This is a genomic window from Nocardioides nanhaiensis, assembly GCF_039542785.1.
Taxonomy (GTDB): domain Bacteria; phylum Actinomycetota; class Actinomycetes; order Propionibacteriales; family Nocardioidaceae; genus Nocardioides; species Nocardioides nanhaiensis.
The window spans coordinates 47724-65019 of sequence record NZ_BAABIM010000002.1; the positions used below are offsets into that span (position 1 = coordinate 47724).

19 protein-coding genes and 1 tRNA gene are annotated in these 17296 nt (G+C 74.1%); 14 read left to right on the top strand and 6 right to left on the bottom strand.

All coding sequences use genetic code 11. From position 1 onward, the window contains the following. Positions 1–29 precede the first annotated feature (29 nt). Both ABD948_RS08270 and ABD948_RS08275 read left to right on the top strand, forming a co-directional pair. Positions 30–611 (top strand): SigE family RNA polymerase sigma factor, encoded by a 582-nt coding sequence (locus tag ABD948_RS08270; protein ID WP_345264618.1) that lies wholly within the window; start codon positions 30–32, stop codon positions 609–611. Continuing rightward, a complete protein-coding gene (locus ABD948_RS08275; protein ID WP_345264620.1) occupies positions 608–1450 on the top strand; it encodes a serine/threonine-protein kinase in 843 nt (280 codons plus the stop codon). Before ABD948_RS08270 ends, ABD948_RS08275 begins: the two co-directional genes overlap by 4 nt. A 28-nt stretch (positions 1451–1478) precedes the next feature. Here ABD948_RS08275 and ABD948_RS08280 read toward each other — a convergent pair whose 3' ends face one another. From ABD948_RS08280 to ABD948_RS08295, 4 genes are all read right to left on the bottom strand, one after another. After that, positions 1479–1865: a single-stranded DNA-binding protein gene (locus ABD948_RS08280; protein ID WP_345264622.1), complete on the bottom strand. Its 387-nt coding sequence runs from the start codon at positions 1863–1865 to the stop codon at positions 1479–1481. A 160-nt stretch (positions 1866–2025) separates the two neighbouring features. Continuing rightward, complete coding sequence (locus ABD948_RS08285) at positions 2026–3705, bottom strand: GTPase (protein WP_345264624.1); 1680 nt, start codon at positions 3703–3705, stop codon at positions 2026–2028. Further along, positions 3702–5525, bottom strand: coding sequence for a dynamin family protein (locus tag ABD948_RS08290; protein ID WP_345264626.1), 1824 nt, complete (start codon positions 5523–5525; stop codon positions 3702–3704). Before ABD948_RS08290 ends, ABD948_RS08285 begins: the two co-directional genes overlap by 4 nt. Beyond that, the gene (locus tag ABD948_RS08295; protein ID WP_345264628.1) at positions 5522–6646 is read right to left on the bottom strand and encodes a PrsW family intramembrane metalloprotease; all 1125 of its coding nucleotides are present in this window, start codon (positions 6644–6646) and stop codon (positions 5522–5524) included. Before ABD948_RS08295 ends, ABD948_RS08290 begins: the two co-directional genes overlap by 4 nt. 82 nt (positions 6647–6728) lie before the next feature. Between ABD948_RS08295 and ABD948_RS08300 the strand changes: the two genes are divergently transcribed. The 5 genes from ABD948_RS08300 to ABD948_RS08320 all read left to right on the top strand — a co-directional run bounded on the left by ABD948_RS08300 (position 6729) and on the right by ABD948_RS08320 (position 11755). Beyond that, positions 6729–8213, top strand: coding sequence for an aminopeptidase P family protein (locus ABD948_RS08300; protein ID WP_345264630.1), 1485 nt, complete (start codon positions 6729–6731; stop codon positions 8211–8213). Next, entirely contained in the window at positions 8213–9397 is a 1185-nt protein-coding gene (locus ABD948_RS08305) for a serine/threonine-protein kinase (RefSeq protein WP_345264632.1), read from the top strand. The genes ABD948_RS08300 and ABD948_RS08305 overlap by 1 nt, the downstream gene beginning before the upstream one ends. Beyond that, the gene (locus ABD948_RS08310) at positions 9394–9957 is read left to right on the top strand and encodes an outer membrane protein assembly factor BamD (protein ID WP_345264634.1); all 564 of its coding nucleotides are present in this window, start codon (positions 9394–9396) and stop codon (positions 9955–9957) included. Before ABD948_RS08305 ends, ABD948_RS08310 begins: the two co-directional genes overlap by 4 nt. Further along, a complete protein-coding gene (locus tag ABD948_RS08315) occupies positions 9954–11498 on the top strand; it encodes a methyltransferase domain-containing protein (RefSeq protein ID WP_345264636.1) in 1545 nt (514 codons plus the stop codon). Before ABD948_RS08310 ends, ABD948_RS08315 begins: the two co-directional genes overlap by 4 nt. A gap of 183 nt (positions 11499–11681) precedes the next feature. Continuing rightward, positions 11682–11755: transfer RNA gene (locus ABD948_RS08320), tRNA-Arg, on the top strand. A 130-nt stretch (positions 11756–11885) separates the two neighbouring features. On the opposite strand, the gene ABD948_RS08325 is transcribed toward ABD948_RS08320, so the two are convergent. Further along, positions 11886–13043, bottom strand: a complete 1158-nt coding sequence (locus tag ABD948_RS08325) for a tyrosine-type recombinase/integrase (protein ID WP_345264638.1) — start codon at positions 13041–13043, stop codon at positions 11886–11888. Positions 13044–13077: 34 nt separating this feature from the next. Further along, the gene (locus ABD948_RS08330) at positions 13078–13449 is read right to left on the bottom strand and encodes a hypothetical protein (RefSeq protein ID WP_345264640.1); all 372 of its coding nucleotides are present in this window, start codon (positions 13447–13449) and stop codon (positions 13078–13080) included. 227 nt (positions 13450–13676) lie between these two features. Here ABD948_RS08330 and ABD948_RS08335 point away from each other — a divergent pair, with 227 nt between their 5' ends. The 7 genes from ABD948_RS08335 to ABD948_RS08365 are packed head-to-tail and all read left to right on the top strand — an operon-like array spanning position 13677 to position 17078. Next, entirely contained in the window at positions 13677–13931 is a 255-nt protein-coding gene (locus ABD948_RS08335) for a helix-turn-helix domain-containing protein (RefSeq protein WP_345264642.1), read from the top strand. Further along, on the top strand, positions 13928–14125 hold the full coding sequence (locus ABD948_RS08340) for a helix-turn-helix domain-containing protein (RefSeq protein ID WP_345264644.1): 198 nt from the start codon (positions 13928–13930) through the stop codon (positions 14123–14125). Before ABD948_RS08335 ends, ABD948_RS08340 begins: the two co-directional genes overlap by 4 nt. After that, positions 14122–14334, top strand: a complete 213-nt coding sequence (locus ABD948_RS08345) for a hypothetical protein (RefSeq protein ID WP_345264646.1) — start codon at positions 14122–14124, stop codon at positions 14332–14334. The genes ABD948_RS08340 and ABD948_RS08345 overlap by 4 nt, the downstream gene beginning before the upstream one ends. Continuing rightward, positions 14331–15320 (top strand): YqaJ viral recombinase family protein, encoded by a 990-nt coding sequence (locus tag ABD948_RS08350; RefSeq protein WP_345264648.1) that lies wholly within the window; start codon positions 14331–14333, stop codon positions 15318–15320. Before ABD948_RS08345 ends, ABD948_RS08350 begins: the two co-directional genes overlap by 4 nt. Beyond that, positions 15317–15976: a hypothetical protein gene (locus ABD948_RS08355; protein WP_345264650.1), complete on the top strand. Its 660-nt coding sequence runs from the start codon at positions 15317–15319 to the stop codon at positions 15974–15976. The genes ABD948_RS08350 and ABD948_RS08355 overlap by 4 nt, the downstream gene beginning before the upstream one ends. Next, positions 15973–16713 carry an ERF family protein gene (locus tag ABD948_RS08360; protein ID WP_345264652.1) on the top strand — a complete coding sequence of 247 codons (741 nt, stop codon included), beginning with the start codon at positions 15973–15975 and terminating at the stop codon, positions 16711–16713. The genes ABD948_RS08355 and ABD948_RS08360 overlap by 4 nt, the downstream gene beginning before the upstream one ends. Beyond that, positions 16710–17078, top strand: a complete 369-nt coding sequence (locus tag ABD948_RS08365; RefSeq protein ID WP_345264654.1) for a hypothetical protein — start codon at positions 16710–16712, stop codon at positions 17076–17078. Before ABD948_RS08360 ends, ABD948_RS08365 begins: the two co-directional genes overlap by 4 nt. Positions 17079–17296 lie beyond the last annotated feature (218 nt).

The window sequence follows — 17296 nt, forward strand, 5'->3', positions numbered from 1 at the left end:
CACGTCCCCCGACCCGTGAGGAGCGCCCGATGGGAGGCCCGACAGGAGGCTCGACCCCCGACGCAGACTTCACCGAGTTCGTGGCCGCGCGAGCCGACCGGCTCTACCGCAGCGCCTACCTGCTCACCACCTCCGAGCCTTCCGCCGAGGACCTCCTGCAGACCACGCTCACCAAGGTCTACGTGGCCTGGGGCCGCGTCCGGGCCGCCGAGGACCCCGTGGCCTACGTGCACGGCATCCTGACCAAGACCTTCCTCTCCGAGCGACGACGGCGCAGCAGCCGCGACCTGACCTTCGCCGAGCCTCCCGAGCCTTGGCACCCGGGCGACACCCGACGACCACCGGACACGGACCCGGCCGAGCGTCTGGCCCTCGCCGCCGCCCTGGCCGAGCTGGCTCCCCTGGACCAGGCCGTGGTGGTGCTCCGCTTCTGGGAGGACCAGAGCGTCGCCCAGACCGCCACCCACCTCGGGCTGAGCCAGGCGGCGGTGAAGAACCGGAGCCTGCGTGCCCTGCGCGCACTGCGCGGCCTCCTCACCGAACCCCTCGACGAGATCCCCGGCGACACCCCTCGCCACACCCCGAACCAGACCTCCCGGAGCAACCGATGACCCACGACCTCGACCTCGAGCACGACGAGCTGGACGCGGAGCTGCACGAGCCGCTGCACAGTCACCTGCACGACACCCTCGCCGACCTGCGAGCCCCGGGCGGCTCCGCCGCCCTGGTGGCCACCGCCGTCGCCGACGGACGCCGGGCCCTCACCCGCCGTCGCGCCGGACTGGCACTGGCCGTGGCCGCCTCGGTGACCCTGGTGGGCGGGCTCGCGGTCGCGCTGTCGGGCGGCAGCGACCGCCCCGTCGGCCCCGCCGGCCAGGGCGTGGAGCAGACGCCCCCGCCCCTCGAGCCCACCGAGGCGCCGGCGCCCGCCGGCTGGTGGGACACCCCCTCCCCCCAGATGCTGCGCACGCTGCGCACGCTGCTGCCCGACGACGTGCGGGTGACCAGCGCGCTGACCACCTTCGACAACGGCGACGGTGCGGGCCCGCAGACGGCGGACGGTGCGCTCAGCGGCGTGCTGACCGGCCCCGCGGGGTCCGGCGCCTTCCAGCTGCTGCTGCGAGCACCGAGCCTCGGCGACGAGCGTGGCCGCCCGGTCCTGCGGGACGCCCGGTGCCCCCGCGAGCGTCCGGGCGCCGCGGCCGTCGTGACCTGCACGGAGGTCTCCTCCCCGGACGGTGAGCTGACCGGACGCCTGAGCACCGACCGGGAGCGGGGCACGACCTACCACAGCACCGTGCTGGTGGCCGACGACGGAGCCTCGGTCTACCTCTACGTGGCGGACTCCTCGGGCGAGAAGCCGGGCTACGAGGAGCCCTCGGCCCCGACTCCCCCGCTGGCACCGGAGCAGGTGCTGGACCTGGCCGTCGACCCGGTCTGGCGTGCCTAGAGGCCCTGACGCGTCCCGGCGGCGCCCCTCAGGCGGCAGGTGCCGCCTGGGGGCGCACCGCCTTGGTGAATCGGCTGACGCCCCACGTGAGGTCGTGGCCGAGCACGAGGGCCTCGATCTCCTGAGCGATGCCCTCGGTGCCGTCCTGACGCGTGAAGCGCCGCACCGAGAGACGCCCGTGCACGAGCACGGGGTCGCCCCGGTGCACCGACTCGGCGACGTGCTCGGCCAGGCCGCGCCACGCGCTGACGTCGAACCACTGGGTCTCGCCGTCGACCCACTCGCCGGTGCTGCGCACCCGGCGGCGCGGCGTGGTGGCGACCCGGAGGTTGGCCACCGGGTGCCCGCCTGCCTGCACGAGTCGCACGTCGCTGCCGACGTACCCCTGGACGGTGATCATGGTGTCGTGGGCCATCTGGACCTCCTGCGTCACGGCCGGGGGCGTCCCTCGCCCCCGGGAGGAGCCCGGGCTGCACCGGCTCCCCGGACGACGACGAGCAGCGACCCGGCACCTGTGGAGGACGAGCCCCGCGAGCGGCTCCTGTGGACGACTCGTGGGCCGGACCGGCCGCGGGTCAGGAGCGGCGGGTGGAGCCCAGCGCCCGCTGCAGCGCCTCGCGGTGCGTGGTGTAGGCCTGCAGCTCCACCGACACGGGCTGCACCACGAGCTCCTCGGCCACGTCGTGCACCGCACGGCGCAGCTGGGAGTCGACCGCGGCAGCGCGCGAGCGGGCGGTGGCCGCCACGAGCGCGCGGCAGACCAGGGCCAGCAGCACCCCGAGCAGCACCCCGGCGAGCAGCAGCAGGGTGGGCAGTGCCACCGGGCCGACCTGCGGGGTGGGCAGCTCGGGCAGCTGCAACCAGGCGACGACGCCGAGGGCGACGAGCCAGGCACCACCCAGCAGCGCCGCGGTGATGAGCAGCCACTGCACGAGCCGCACGAACCGGACCCAGCCGGGCAGCCGGTCCACGCCGAGGTCGGCCGCGCCGAGGACGGCGTCGAGCCGGTCGCCGAGGTCGGGCAGCCGCGAGGTGGAGGCGCGGCGGACGGCCTCGACCCAGGGCTTGCCCAGCCCGCGCGAGGCGTCGTCGGCCAGCGCCCGCACCTCGCTGTCGACGCGCGCCCGCTGCACCGGCGTCGTGCTCGGCACCGACGTGCGCGCGGTGCCCGCCAGCTGCTTGCCGGCGGACCCGAGGTCCAGGTGCAGGCGCTTGAGCGGGTCGGGCTTGAGGCGGCCCACCCAGGAGACGATCGGCCAGCCGGTGGCACGACCGGCGCGCAGCCTCACGGAGGACTCCACGGCGGACACCACCGTGGGCACGCCCGCCGCCTCGGCCAGTGCGTCCTCCAGGCCCGAGACCTTCTTCTTCTCCAAGGTGCGGGGAGCACCGGCGCCCCCGACCTCCTCGAGCCGTCCGGCGGCCGCGCGCAGGTCGGCCTCGAGCCGCAACCGCGTCTGCTTCTTGGCCGCCACCCGCTGGGCGATGAAGCCGCGCAGCTCGTCGACGCCGATGCCGTGCCGGGCGCTGATGGCGAAGACCGGCACCTGCGGGAGCCCGTCGGCGGCGAGCAGCCGGCGCACGTCGTCGACCATCGACTCGCGGCGCTCGGCCGGCACGGTGTCGATGTGGTTGAGCACCACGGCCATCACGTCGCCGTGGGTCGCCAGCGGCGCCAGGTAGCGGTCGTGGATGGCGGCGTCGGCGTACTTCTGGGGGTCGAGGACCCACACCAGCAGGTCGGCCAGCTCGACGAGCCGGTCGACCTCGAGGTGGTGGGAGACCTCGGTGGAGTCGTGGTCGGGCAGGTCGAGCAGGACGACGCCGTCGAGGTCGCGGTCGCGGGCGCCGTCGCGACCGTCGAGCATCGAGTCGCGGGTGGTCTGGTGACGCGCGGGGATGCCGAGCCACTCCAGCAGCTCGTCGGCGCCCTCGCTGCCCCACACGCAGGCGGTGGCCCAGGAGGTGGTGGGTCGCCGCACGCCCACCGAGGAGAGCTCGAGCCCGGTGAGCGCGTTGTAGGTGGAGGACTTGCCCGAGCCGGTGGCGCCGGCGATGGCGACCACGGTGTGCTCGGCCGAGAGCCGCAGCCGCGCCGCGGCCTTCTCGGCCACCGCGCGGGCGTCGTCGACCGCCTCGGCGGGCAGCCGCCCCTCGGCGATCTCCGCGGCCGTGTGCAGGCCCTCCACGCGCGCGCCGATCTCGGCGCTGTTGCGCGTCAGCAGCTTGCGAGCGCTCTCGAGCACTCCGCTCACGCGTCTCCTCCCCGGGTGGTCGATGGGACGGCGGAGCCCGCCGTTCGGTCGTGCCCGGCGTGCCCCGCGGTGCCGGCGGGTCCGGCGGGTCCGGCGCCGGTGGTGCCGCCCGCACGGGCGGCGAAGCGTACGTCGTCCACGCGCCGGGAGGCCTCGCGGACCTGCTCGGCCACGCCCGGACGCAGACCGAGCCCGTCGACCAGGACGGCGTAGCGCCGGCGCTCCTCCTCCAGGAGCGCGCGGACACGCTCCTCGAGGGCGCGGCGGGCGCGCTCGGCCAGCGTGCGCACGGCCTGGTCGCCGAAGACGGCCTCGAGCAGCTTCTGCCCGAGCACGGCGGACCCGCCGGCGATGCCGGCCTCGGTGCCCGTGACGCCCGCCGTGTGGGCGAAGACGACGACCATGAGCGTGACCGAGAGACCGTTGACGCCGAACGCCAGGAACCGCGCAGTCCCCCGCTTGTCGGCACCCTCGACGCGCACCATCTCGAGCACGTCGCCCTGCCAGTCGCGCACCGCGCGCTCGGCGCGACGGCGCAGGTCGCGCGAGGCCCGGCCGAGGTCCTCGGGTGCCTGCGCGAGCAGGTTCTGCCCGGCGGCCAGCTGTCGCCAGGAGGCCTCGGCCCGCTCGGCGGCGGCCTCGGCGTGCTCGAGGATCAGCGACTCCAGGCCCGACTCGACGGCGACCGTGACCCGCTCGGCCTGCTGGGGCTTGCCCTTGACGGCGTTGACCAGCCGGTCGCGGATGCGGCCCACCCTGTCCTCGAGCGAGCGCAGCAGCTCGCCGGTGCCCACGAACTCCTGCCAGCGCGCGAGCACCTCGCCGCGCAGCAGGGTGCCGTCGGCCGTGGCGGCGGTGAGCTGCTGCAGGGCTTCCTCGTAGGCGCGGTCGGCGTCGGTGCGCAGGCGCTCGGCGGCCGCGACCTGCTCGGCCGAGGCGTCGGCGACGGCGTGGGTGCGGCGGCTCAGCGACCGGACGGCGCCGTCGAGGGTCTGGCGCACCACGAGGGCGCGGGCCTCGGTGTCGGCGGCGAGCGACTCCAGCCACCCGCGGATCTCCGCGACGTGCGAGGCGGGCAACAGCCCGTCCTCGCCGATCGTGCCCTCGGTGACGGTGAACAGCGGTGAGTCCTTCAGGCCGCGGCTGGCGAGCATCCGGGCCAGGTGCGAGGCGACGGTCTCGACGGCCTCGGTGGGGGTGCGGTCGAGCACCACGGCCACGGCGGTGGAGCGCTCGGCGGCCTGCTTGAGGAAGCCCCACGGCACCTGGTCGGCGTAACGGGCGGCGGAGGTGACGAAGATCCACAGGTCGGCGGCGGCCAGCAGCTGGGCGGCCAGCTGGCGGTTGCGCTCCTCGACCGAGTCGACGTCGGGCGCGTCGAGCACCGCGAGCCCGCGCGGCACGCTCTCCGAGGCCACGAGCTGCAGGGCGTCGGGGTCGTTCGTGGAGTGCGTGACCCGCGCCAGGTCGGGCAGCAGGCGGTCCTGGCCGAACCAGGAGGCGTCGTCGGGGTGGTGCACGAGCACCGGGGAGCGGGTGGTGGGCCGCAGCACGCCGGGGGTGGTGACGACGGTGCCCACGAGAGCGTTGACCAACGTGGACTTGCCGGCTCCGGTGGAGCCGCCGACGACGGCGAGCAGCGGCGCCTCGAGCGTCATCAGCCGCGGCAGCAGGTAGTCCTCGAGCTGGTCGACCATCTCGCGCTGGGCCTCGCGCTGCTCGGCGGCGCCGGGCATCTCCAGGGGCAGCGCCACCTGCTGCAGCGCGCCGCGCAGCCGCACGAGCGCGGTGAGCATCCGGTTGGTGTCGGGGTCGCTCATCGAACGGGCACCACCTGTCCGGGGAAGGCGATCCAGGGACGCACGGCTGCGATGCGGGCCACGTGCTCCTGGCCGCGCGCCTGCCAGTCGGCGGGGGCGGTGCCGCGCAGCAGCCGGTGGTGCAGGAACCCGAGCTCGACGACGGCCTGCTGGTACTCGCGCATGGCGGTCAGGCCCTGCTCGCCACCGCGCTGCCGGGCGTAGGTGCGTGCGGTGCGGCGGGCGCGCAGGTCGACGACCCAGCCGATGTCGGTGGCCGGCAGCAACCCACGGGAGGCGGCGTCGCCCAGGGCGGCGCCGAGCACCCGCGCCTCGGAGCGCCGGGCCCACACGGCCAGCGCCACCAGCGCCACGAAGGCGGGCACCATCAGGACCACGTAGACGCCGAAGAAGCCGCCCGCGCCGAAGACCGTCGAGCCGTTCCAGAGACCGTGGGCCAGCACGGCCAGCACGTAGCCGGCCACCGGCGCCAGCCAGCGCACGGCGCTGCTGCGCGAGGCCACCGCGATGCCCACGCCGAGGCCGATGAAGGTGGTGAACAGCGGGTGCGCGAACGGGCTCATCAGGCAGCGCAGCACGAACGTGGCGGTGATGCCGGCGACGCCGCCGGGGCCGAGCCCGTCGCTGCCGTTGTAGGCGGCCGCGAGGTAGAGGATGTTCTCGGTGAACGCGAAGCCGATGCCCACCATGCCGGCGTAGACGATGCCGTCGAGCAGGCCGTCGAGCTCGTGGCGGCGCCACCACAGGAGCAGCAGGAGGAACAGGCCCTTGGTGGCTTCCTCGGTGACGGGCGCGACGACGGCGAGCGACTGGGTCTCGGTGACGGGCACCACCAGGCCCCCGATGCCGCCGATCAGGATCGCCGAGACGGTCGCGACGAAGGCACCCCCGGCCAGCCCGAGGGCCAGCAGCCGCTTGGGCTCGGGCTCGTAGCGGTCCAGCCAGAGGTAGCAGAGCACCAGCGGGACGACGGGGATCGCGGCCAGCACGGTGGCCAGCAGGGTGATCGAGGGCGCCCCGGAGAACGCGAGCAGCACCAGCATCGCGACGGCACCCACGCCCACGAGCACGCTCACCGTGAGGGTGAACGCGATGCTCTCGCGACGGGGGGAGGGGGACACAGGGGAACCCTATCGAGAAGGCGTCCCACCAGCGGCAACGCGGCGAACGGCAGCCGTCCGGCACGCGCCGTAGAGTGGCCGGGTGAGCGAGCAGGAGAGCACCCCCACCGAGCCCGCCGTCGAGCCCGCCGGTCCGGAGACCGCCGACGTCGACGGTGCCACCGGCGCCACGCAGGTCGCCTCCCACGACCCGGCCGTGCCGGAGGCCTACCTGGCCTTCATGCGCACCGGCTGGGACGACCGGCAGCGCGAGGTCGCCCCGCACCCGGCGGCCGAGCAGATGGCGCAGCGGCGCCGCGCCCTGGCCGATGCCTTCCCCGGCGAGCGACTGGTCCTGCCCGGCGGCGGCTACCGGGTGCGCAGCAACGACACCGACTACCGCTTCCGCGTCGACACCGCGCACACCTACTACTGCGGCAACCAGACCTCCGACGCCACGCTGGTGATCGAGGACGGCGAGGCGGTGCTCTACGCCCGCCCCCGCGCCACCCGCGAGACCGACGAGTTCTTCCGCGACCGGCAGTACGGCGAGCTGTGGGCCGGGCGCCGCCCCTCGCTGGGCGAGCTGCAGGCCTCCCTCGGCATCGAGGTGCGCCACGCCGACGAGCTCGAGGCCGCCCTGCGGGCGAGCGGCAAGACCCGCGTGCACCGCGAGGTCGCGGCCGGCGTCGACGCCCTCGTGACCGGTGACGAGGGGCGCGACACCGAGCTGGCCCGGGTGGCCTCCGAGCAGCGGCTGGTCAAGGACGACTGGGAGGTCGCGCAGCTGCAGGAGGCCTGCGACGTCACGGCCCTGGGCTTCACCGACTGCGTGCGCGAGTGGGCGGGCGTCCTCGAGCACGGCGAGCGCTGGCTGGAGGGCACCTTCTTCCGCCGCGCGCGCACGATGGGCAACGACCTCGGCTACGACTCGATCGTGGCCGGTGGCTCGCACGCCACCACGCTGCACTGGATCGAGAACTCCGGCCCCATCACGCCCGGCGAGCTGGTGCTGCTCGACATGGGCGTGGAGGGCAACCACCTCTACACCGCCGACGTGACGCGCACCCTGCCGGTCAACGGCACCTTCACCCCGCTGCAGCGCGAGCTCTACGACGTGGTGCTGCACGCCCAGCAGGCCGGCATCGACGCCCTGCGCCCTGGCGTGCCGTTCCTGGCCGCGCACGACGCCGCCACGGTGGTGCTGGCGCACGCGCTCGCCGACCTGGGCCTGCTCCCCTGCTCCGCCGAGGAGGCGCTCGACCCCGACTCCAAGGTCTACGCGCGCTGGACCCTGCACGGCGTCAGCCACATGCTCGGCCTCGACGTGCACGACTGCGGCCGCGCCGCACCCGAGGCCTACCGCGAGGGCACCCTGGCCGAGGGGATGGTGCTCACCGTCGAGCCCGGCCTGTACTTCCAGGCCGACGACCTGCTGGTGCCCGAGGAGCTGCGCGGCATCGGCATCCGGATCGAGGACGACATCCTCGTCACCGCCGAGGGCACTCGCAACCTCTCCGCCTCGCTGCCGCGCGCGGCCGACGAGGTGGAGGCCTGGATGGCCGAGCACGGGGCGACGCGCCGCTGATGGCGGGCTCGGAGACAGCCGTCGGCGACGACGGCGGCGGCACCCTGCTCGCGGGGCGCTACCGGCTCGGTGACCGGATCGGCAGCGGCGGCGCCGCGGAGGTGTACCGCGCCGTCGACGACGTGCTGCGGCGGCCCGTCGCCGTCAAGGTGCTGCGTCACGCCCCCGACGACGGCGCCGCCCGCGAGCGCTTCCTGCTCGAGACCCGCACGCTGGCCTCGCTCGACCACGCGCACCTGGTGACGGTGCTCGACGCCGGCACCACCGACGACGACCGGCCCTACCTGGTGATGCAGCTGGTGGAGGGCCGCAGCCTGGGTGACCGGCTGGCCCGGGGCCCGCTGCCTCCCGACCGCGCGGCGCTGCTGGGCAGCCAGCTGGCCGCGGCGCTGGCGCACGCCCACGACCGCGGCGTGGTGCACCGCGACGTCAAGCCCGGCAACGTGCTGCTGGCCGCCGAGGACCGCGCGCTGCTGGCCGACTTCGGCATCGCGCGGCTGGTCGGCGAGACGATGCGCCACACCCTGACCGGCCAGACCATCGGCACGGCCGCCTACCTGGCGCCCGAGCAGGTGCGCGGTCAGCAGGCGGGGCCGGCGGCCGACGTCTACAGCCTCGGGCTGCTGCTGATCGAGTCGCTCACCGGCGAGCGCGCCTTCCCCGGCGGGGTCGCCGAGGCGGCCGTCGCCCGGCTGCACCGCGCCCCGGACCTGCCCACCGGTGTCTCCACCGGCTGGCGGGCGCTGCTCGGCGCCATGACCGCCGAGGACGCCGGCTCCCGCCCCACGGCCGCCGAGGTGGCCGCGCGGCTGCGCGACCTCGATGCTGCTCCCCCGGCGGCCGTGACGACGCCCCTGGCCGCCGACCCCGGCAGCACCCAGGTGATGCCGGCGGCCGCACCGGCGCCGGCTCCGCGACCGGCGCCTGCTCCCGCCCTCCTCGCGGCGTCGTCGCGGCCGGGTGGTCTCGGCGACCGGTGGCGCGCGCTGCCCACCGACCGCAAGGCCCTGCTGCTCGTGGCCGGGGCGCTGGTGCTGCTGCTCGCGGTGGCCGCGCTCGTGGGCCTGACCCGCGGTGGTGGCGACCCCGGTCCGGAGGTGCCTGCCATCCCCGGCGGCATCGAGGGTGGTCTGCAGGACGAGACCCAGGACCTGCACGACGCCGTGTTCGGGAGCGACCGGTGAGCCCGGCGCGCCGGGGGCTCGCGGCCTGGGCCGTGCTGGGCGTGCTCACGGCCACCGCAGGCTGCGGCAGCGACCAGCCGACCCCCGCCCAGCAGGTGCCGGCCGTGGGTCGGATCCTCGGCAACGCCGAGCAGGCACTGGCCGACCAGGACTACGACACCGCCCGCAGCCAGCTCACCCGCCTGCAGCGCGTCGTCGAGCAGGCGGTGGCCGACGGCGACCTGGACGACGACCAGGCGCAGGACGTGCTCGACGCCGCTGCCGCGCTGCTGGCGGCGCTGCCCGACGGGGACGAGGAGCCCACCGAGGAGCCCTCCGACGAGGCCACCGAGGAGGCGAGCGAGGAGCCGACCGAGGACCCCTCCGAGGAGGTCTCGGAGGAGCCGACCGAGGAGCCCACCGAGGAGTCCCAGGACGAGCCGGACGAGGAGGAGACGGAAGAGTCCGAGGACGAGGAGGACGAGCCGGGTCCGCCGGGTGAGGACGGTCCTCCGGGCAAGCCGGACAAGGACGACAAGCCCGGCAAGCCCGAGAAGCCGGGGAAGGGACCCAAGGGATGAGCGGGCGCCACACCCTGGTGCTCTTCCCGGGACGCCACCACGCGGTGACCCGCTTCCAGGTGCAGCGACTGCGCGAGATCACCGCCGGCGGCCCGGCGGCCGGAGCGCTGGTGGTCTGGGCGATCACCTCGGCCAACCACGGGTCCACCCGCCGCAACCCGCTGCCCGGGCACCGTCGCGAGGCGCTGGTGACGCAGGTGATCACGGCCTCCGACCTGCCTGGCGTGGTCGTGCCCGTGCCCGACGTGCCCTCCCACCCGCGCTTCTCCGAGCTGGTCACCACCACGGTCGGCACCTCGCTCCCGCACCTGCCCGAGGTCACGCCCGCGACCACGCTGGTCGCGTGCTCGACCCCGGCCGTGGCCGCCGAGTACGCGGCGCGCGGCTTCACCGTCGTCGGGGTCGAGGACACCGTCGAGCCGCGGGCCACCGGGCCCTGGCAGGTCGTCGAGATGCTCGCGGCCGGCGACCCCTCGTGGTCGGGCGTCGCGCACCCCGAGACGGTGCGCTTCTACGAGCGCTACGACGTCGTCTCCGCGGTGCCGGCCCTCTTCGCCGACCCGGTGGTCTCCGACGACGGCGACCTCACCGAGACCCGCGACTACCGCACCTACAAGGCCGCCTTCGAGAACGCCGCGCGACGCAAGCTCGAGATCGTCGGTCCGCACCTGCGGCCCGGGCGCCTGCTCGACATCGGCTGCGCCTCGGGCGGACTGCTCGAGCTGGTGGCCGGCGAGCCCGCGTTCGCGGAGTCCGACCTGTTCGGCGTAGACGTCGCCCGGCCGCTGCTGGCCGAGGCGGAGCACAAGAAGGCGAGCGGCGCCTTCGCCAACCCGAACGTGTGGTTCCTGCGCGCCAACATCCTCAGCGGTCCGGTCATGCCGGAGCGCTCGGTGGACTGCTCGGTCTCGCTGGCGCTGACCCACGAGGTGTTCTCCTACGGCGCGGGCCGCCCGGACGTGGAGCTCTTCGCCCAGCGCGTCCTCGACCACACGCGGCCCGGCGGGGTGTGGGTCAACTCCGACGTCGTCGGGCCCGAGGACCCGGACCGGGCGGTGGTGCTCACCCTGCGCACCGACGACGGCGCCCCGCTGGCCGCACCGCGCACCGATCTCGACGGCCTCGACCGCGAGGGCGTGGCCGCGGTGGTGGAAGGCCTCTCGACCGACGCGCGGATGGTGCAGTTCGCGCACGACTTCCCGCGGCTCTCCGGGGCCGACTGGCGCGCGGAGCCGCTGGGCGAGGGGCGCTGGCGGCTGCGGCTGGCCGACGCGATGGAGTTCCTCACCACCAAGGACTACACCGACAACTGGCTCTCGGAGTGCCACGAGCAGTTCTGCGGCCTCTCCCCCACCGGCTGGGAGGAGCTCCTCACCGGGGTCGGCTTCACGCTGCGGCCCGGCTCGGGTGGCACCCGCAACGACTGGCTGGTGGAGCACCGCTTCGCCCCCTGCGCCGCGCTGGCCGACGCCGTCACCGGCGAGCCCGTGGACTGGCCGGTGACGCACGTCCTCACGGTGGCCGAGCGCCCACTGGGCTGATCCAGTCCCACGGCTCGTCCGTAGAAGTGCGGACACGTTGGCTGCGGCACCGGCGCGCAACCGCGGTGCGACGCGGGTCGCCCGCTGCTGACGACCGAACGTGTCCGCACTTCTACGACGCACTGCCGGTGGGAGGCGGCTGCGCCAGTAGGCTGCGCGGCGGAGCCGGCCGCCGGCTCCGCTGCCCCCGTAGCTCAGCTGGATAGAGCAGCGGCCTTCTAATCCGCCGGTCCCGTGTTCGAGTCACGGCGGGGGCACCCGAAAGGGCCCCTGACCTGCGCGGGAGCAGGCTGGGGGCCCAGCCGCCCCCGCGTCTAACGGGCCCGATCCCGCGGAAACCCCGCGGAAACCCCCCGCGTGGGCCCCGCGGTAACGAGACGGCCGTCCTCAGTCGTTAGACGAGGCGGGCACGAACTTGGACGTGATCGCGCGCGTGTCGGGCCCCAACGCTGCGCGCTCGACGTAGTGCCGCCGCGTCACGTCCTCGGACGAGTGGCCCATCTGTGCCGTCGCGGTGGGCAGGTCCGCCTCGCGCTCGATGACGGTGGCGACGGTCTTGCGGAACGTGTGCGGGGTGACCCATTCCAGGCCGACCTGCCCGAGCACGCGGTGGAGTGTCTTGCGGACGTTGCCGGGGTCGCGGACGGTCCCGGCCAGGGACGGAAACACGAGGTCTTCGGCGTTGGCGGCGGTCATCGCCACGCGCTGCCGCATGATGGCCTCGATGCCGAACGCGGGCAGCAGGTACGCGAGCGTCTTGCGGCCCTTCGTGACCGGCTGGCGGATCGGTGTCGCGGCCGGGGTGTCGGATGCCACGACGGTGCCCGCGACCGTCAGGACGCCGCTCTCTAGGTCGACGTCGGCCCACCGGATCGCGAGCACCTCGCCGATCCGCGCGCCGGTAGCGAGCATGACGTCAACGATCTCCAGCAGGTCGGTGGCCCGCGATCCGCCGCGGTGGACCTTCCGCCCCTCCACGACCGGCAGCCCGGCGGAGTAGCGGGCGGCGGCCTCGCGTGCGCGCGTGACCTCCTCGAAGGTCATGGCGCGCGGTTCCTTGTGGTCGACGTGGACCGTGGCGACCTCGCGCATGGGGTTGGAGGCGGCGGCCCCGTGGCGGACGGCGAGGCCCATGACGCCGCGCAGGATGGTCGCGCAGAGCTTGGCGGTCGGCGCGCCGACATCGGCGGCGACGGTCTTGATGAACCGGTCGAGGCGGGTCACGTTCGCCTCGCGGACGCGTAGGGAGCCGACGGCGGGGCCCACGTGGTCCTTGATGACCTCGCGGTAGCGGCGGCGGGTGTTCTCCGCGATGGCCCGCTTGCCCTCGCACCGCTCGGCGAACCACACGGCGGCGACGTCGCGCACGAGTGACTCGGCGGTGATGGCGTCGGCGGCCGGGGTGGTGCGTTCGGTGAGGTAGCCGGTGAGGGCGTTCCGCGCCGCGCCCTTCGTCGCCCCGCTGCGCTCTACCTCGCGGGTCACGCCATCGAGGTCGCGGAACCGGGTCCGGGCGCGGTAGCCGCGACCGGCCGGGGTGACCACGATGCTCCCCCACGTGCCGACGGGCAGCGGCGGCCTACCCACGGGATCGCACCCGGACCGCTGCGTCGACCATCGCGGCCACGACGTCCAGCAGCGCGTCGTCTAGCTCCGCGAGTTGGCTGGCGATGAGGTCAATACGGGCGTCCCTGCCGCCCGTGTCGTCGCTGATCCCTGCCGTGACCATCGCCGCGCGTTGGACTACGTGGAGCGGGAGGCGGAGGCCGGCGGCCAACTTCTGCACCGTCTCGCTGCGCACTTGGTAGCGCGATGACGCGTCCGCGAGTTGCCCGATCTTGGCCTTCGAGAGCCCGGATCGCTTGGCGATGTCCATATAGGACGCCCCGCTGTTGTCCTGCTCGCGTCGGATCAGGGCGGCGAGGCTCAGCCCGGTGGTGGTGTCGCTCATCTGTGTACTCCTTCCCGGTGGGGTGTCCCCCACGTTGATCCCATGTGCCCGCGCTGTCCCGACGCGGCCAGGTTGTTGCATCCGGCAACGTCGCCAGTCTAGGGGTTATAGACGGCGACGTCTAGCAATAGTCGACACGCCGCTAGTTGTTATGGACACACCCTTGCCGTACGGTCGTCCCCGCATCGTCTAACGAACGTAGACGAACGGCTAGAAGGAGCCACTAGATGAGCGAACACACAACCCTCGGCGTGGCGATGGTCGTCGCCCGCCCCGGCGCGGTCGACCGCGCCATCGACGGGGCCCGGCAGAGCATCCGGTCCCTCGAAGAACTGACCGGCGTGTCCCGGTCGACCATCAGCAACGTCGCGGCCAAGCCCGGCTACGGGATCGCGAAGGACAAGGCGGTCAAGATCGCCGACGCCCTCGGCGTCCCCGTGGGCGAGGTGTTCATGCACCGCGACGGGGCGGAACTCGCATGAGCGCCACGGCCTCGGGATGGGTGGGCGTCGACAACCTGCTCACCCCCGCCGCTGCCGCCCGCCGCCTCGCGGTGTCCACGTGGACCCTCAACGCCCTCCGCCGGTCCGGCGCGATCCCGGCCGTGCGCGTGGGCCGCGCCTACCGCTACGACCCGGCCGCCCTCGCGGCCTACGTGAACAGGAGCGACGCATGACCCAGCCCGAAGGACGCCGCTACGTCGTCCACATCTGTCCCGACTGCAATCACCGCCACTTCGACCACGCGACCAACCCCAGCGCCAAGGACTCGTGCTCCTACACCTGGTGCCCCTGCCGGATGACGGTGGCCGAGGTCATGGACGCGGCACCGCCACAGGAGCGCGTGGCGACCCCCGTCCGGCCGCTGATGGGGAGCCGCGCATGACGACCACGACCCGCGCCAACTGGCGCACCCCCGACGCCACCCGGATCGACGTGGACGAGGCGACCGAGCGGACCCGCTGGTTGCGCGAGCGCCGTGACGGGATCGGTGGCACCGACGCCGCGACCCTCATGGGCACCCACGTCGGCAACGTGACCCCGCGCGACGTCTACCGCGACAAGCTCGACACGTCCGAGCCGGTCGAGCGCGACCTGCCCATGTTCCGCTTCGGGCACCTGCTCGAGCCCCGGCTGCTGGCCGAGGTCGAGGCGCACTACGGCATCCGGGTCCGCAAGGGCGGCTTCTACCGGCACAACGAGGAGTCGTGGCGGTACGCCAACCCCGACGGCCTCACGTCCGACGGCGGCCTCGTGGAGTGCAAGACCACCGGCACGACCACCAAGACCTACAAGGCGTGGAAGGCCGGCGAGGTGTCGGCGCACGCCTACGACCAGGGGCAGCACTACCTCGCGGTCACCGGCCGCGCGCACGTCCGCTTCGTGGTCGGGGTGAACCCGAAGGGCTGGATGAAGCGGCCCGAGAGCGAGTGGGTCGACTCGGTGAAGGAGGTCCTGCACGTCGGGCCGATCGAACGCGACGAGGCACGTATCGCGGAGATCCTTGAGGCCGAACGCGACTTCTGGGCGTGCGTGACTGCCCGGTCCCTCTCGACCCGGTGGGCACCGCGCGAGGTCGAGGCCGACCTGCCCGAGATGGTCACCGACGACCTCGCCCGCCTCGCGCGGATCAAGCGCGAGCAGTCGACGCTGGCCGACGAGCGCGAAGCCATCGAGAAGCGCATCCGGGCCATCATCGGCAGCGAGGGCGGATTCCTCACCGTCAACGGCGACCCGCTCGCACAGGTCACCGCCTACGAGGCCGACACGTTCGACCGCGCCGGGCTCGCGGCGGCCCATCCCGACATCGCCGCCGCGTTCACCCGCAAGGCACCGCGGACCCGCCTGAGCATCGTGGGCGGTGGCGCATGAGCACTTTCACGACGACCGTGCGCGGCCTTCACGCCTGGGTGGCCCCGGTCCTCAAGACCATCGGCAAGGACGCCATGTTGCCCGTCCTCTGCCACGCCCGGCTTGAGGTCGCGGGTAGTCACGCGCTGCTCACCGCCACCGATCGCTTCGCCGCGTCCCTGTCGCGCGTGCGGTTCGACCACGACGACGCCCGCGCGGCCGTGACCGTCCACGTCCACCGCGACGCCCTCACGCGCGTCCTGGCGGTGTTCCGCCGCCCCCGTGGACGTGTGGACCCCGAGCTCGCCGTCACGGTCACACACGGCCGCGTGCGGTTCGAGGGCATGGGCCTCGCGGTCGACGTCGAGACGGCCGGCTTCGCGAACTTCCCCGACGTTCGCTCGCTGTTCCGGCAGGCACTCGACACCGGCCCCGCGTTCGGCGGTCCCATGCGCGTCGACTTCGCCCGCCTCGCCGAGTTCCGGATCGCCCACACCCGCAACCTCACGACCACCGTCGCCCAGGTCCCCGGCGGTCCGGGCAAGCCGTACGTCGTCCGCATGGGCGACGACTATCTCGGCCTGCTCATGCCGCGCCGCCTGCCCGACACCGAGTCCACGCCCGCCTCGATCACCGACGGCTGGACCGACGCCCTCACCACCAAGGAGCCCGCATGACCGACACGACCACCGCCCCCGCCGTCGAGCGCGAGGCCGCACCCGTCCACGTCACCGCCGCCCTCATTCGCGTCATGGCCGACGTCGGGGCCGTGGGGAAGGAGGGATATAACCAGCAGCAGGGCTTCAACTTCCGCGGCATCGACGCGGTGATGAAGGCCGTTCACCCGGCGCTGGTCCGCCACGGCGTCCTGGTCACCCCCGACCTCAAGAGCGTCACCTACGACGCCGCCACCACCCGCTCGGGCGGCAACCTCACCCTCTGCCGCGTCGTCGTGGCGTTCGTGTTCACCGGCCCGGCCGGTGACCGGATCGCGGCCACCGTGGCAGCCGAGGCGATGGACTCCGGCGACAAGGCAACGGCCAAGGCGATGTCGGTGGCGTTCCGTACGGCGCTCATCCAGTCGCTCACGATGCCCACCGACGAGCCCGACCCGGACGCCACCGTCTACGACGTGGCCGCCCCGCAGCAGGTGAACACCACCACAGGCGAGGTCGGGCCCGATCCGGTCGCCGCCCTTCGCGCCGCGATGGAGGCCGCGACCACCGTCGCCGCCCTCCGCAAGGTGTACGAGACGCACTACGTCGGCCGCGCGCCCGAGAACATCCGGGCGGAGTTCCAGGCGCGGTACGAGGCGGTGAAGGCGTCCGAGGGTGCCGAGGCCGGCGACCCGGACCCCGACGCCACCGCCGCCGCCGAGAACGCCGGGGAGGCCGCCGGGGGTGACGCCGGATGAGTGAGCGCGTGGACGTCCTCAACCCCGTCGACATCGAGCGGCGTATCCGCGACATCGCGGACCGGATCGCCAACAGCGCCGCGGTCTGTAACGACCGCTACAAGGCCTTCATGCGGGCGGACCACGCCTACGACCTCGCCCACGCCCGCGCGTGGCTCGCCGCCGACGGCACGGTCAAGGACAAGGAGGCCGAGGTCGAGATTGCCACCGAGGAGGAGCGCACCGCGCGCGACGTCGCGGAGGTCGCCTACAAGTACGCCGACCGGCTCGCGAAGGCGTTGGAGTCCGAGCTGCGGGCGTACCAGTCCGTCGGGGCCTCGGTGCGCCAGATGTTCGCCGTGGCCGGTCGCGGTGAGGGCCCGTGAAGCGCTGGGTCCGCCGCGCGCTGCGGATGCACTCGCCCTCGGCGTCGTGCCTGGGCCGCTGCCGTTGCCGGAGCTGCCGGTGAAGCGGGGCGGACCGATCGGCCGCAAGTCCCCGATGAAGCGCACGGCGATGGCCCGGCAGGCGGGACTCCCCCGCCGTCCCGGCCGCACCCCCAACCCGCCGAAGCCGCGGAAGGCGAAGCGGCCGTCTCGCGGCC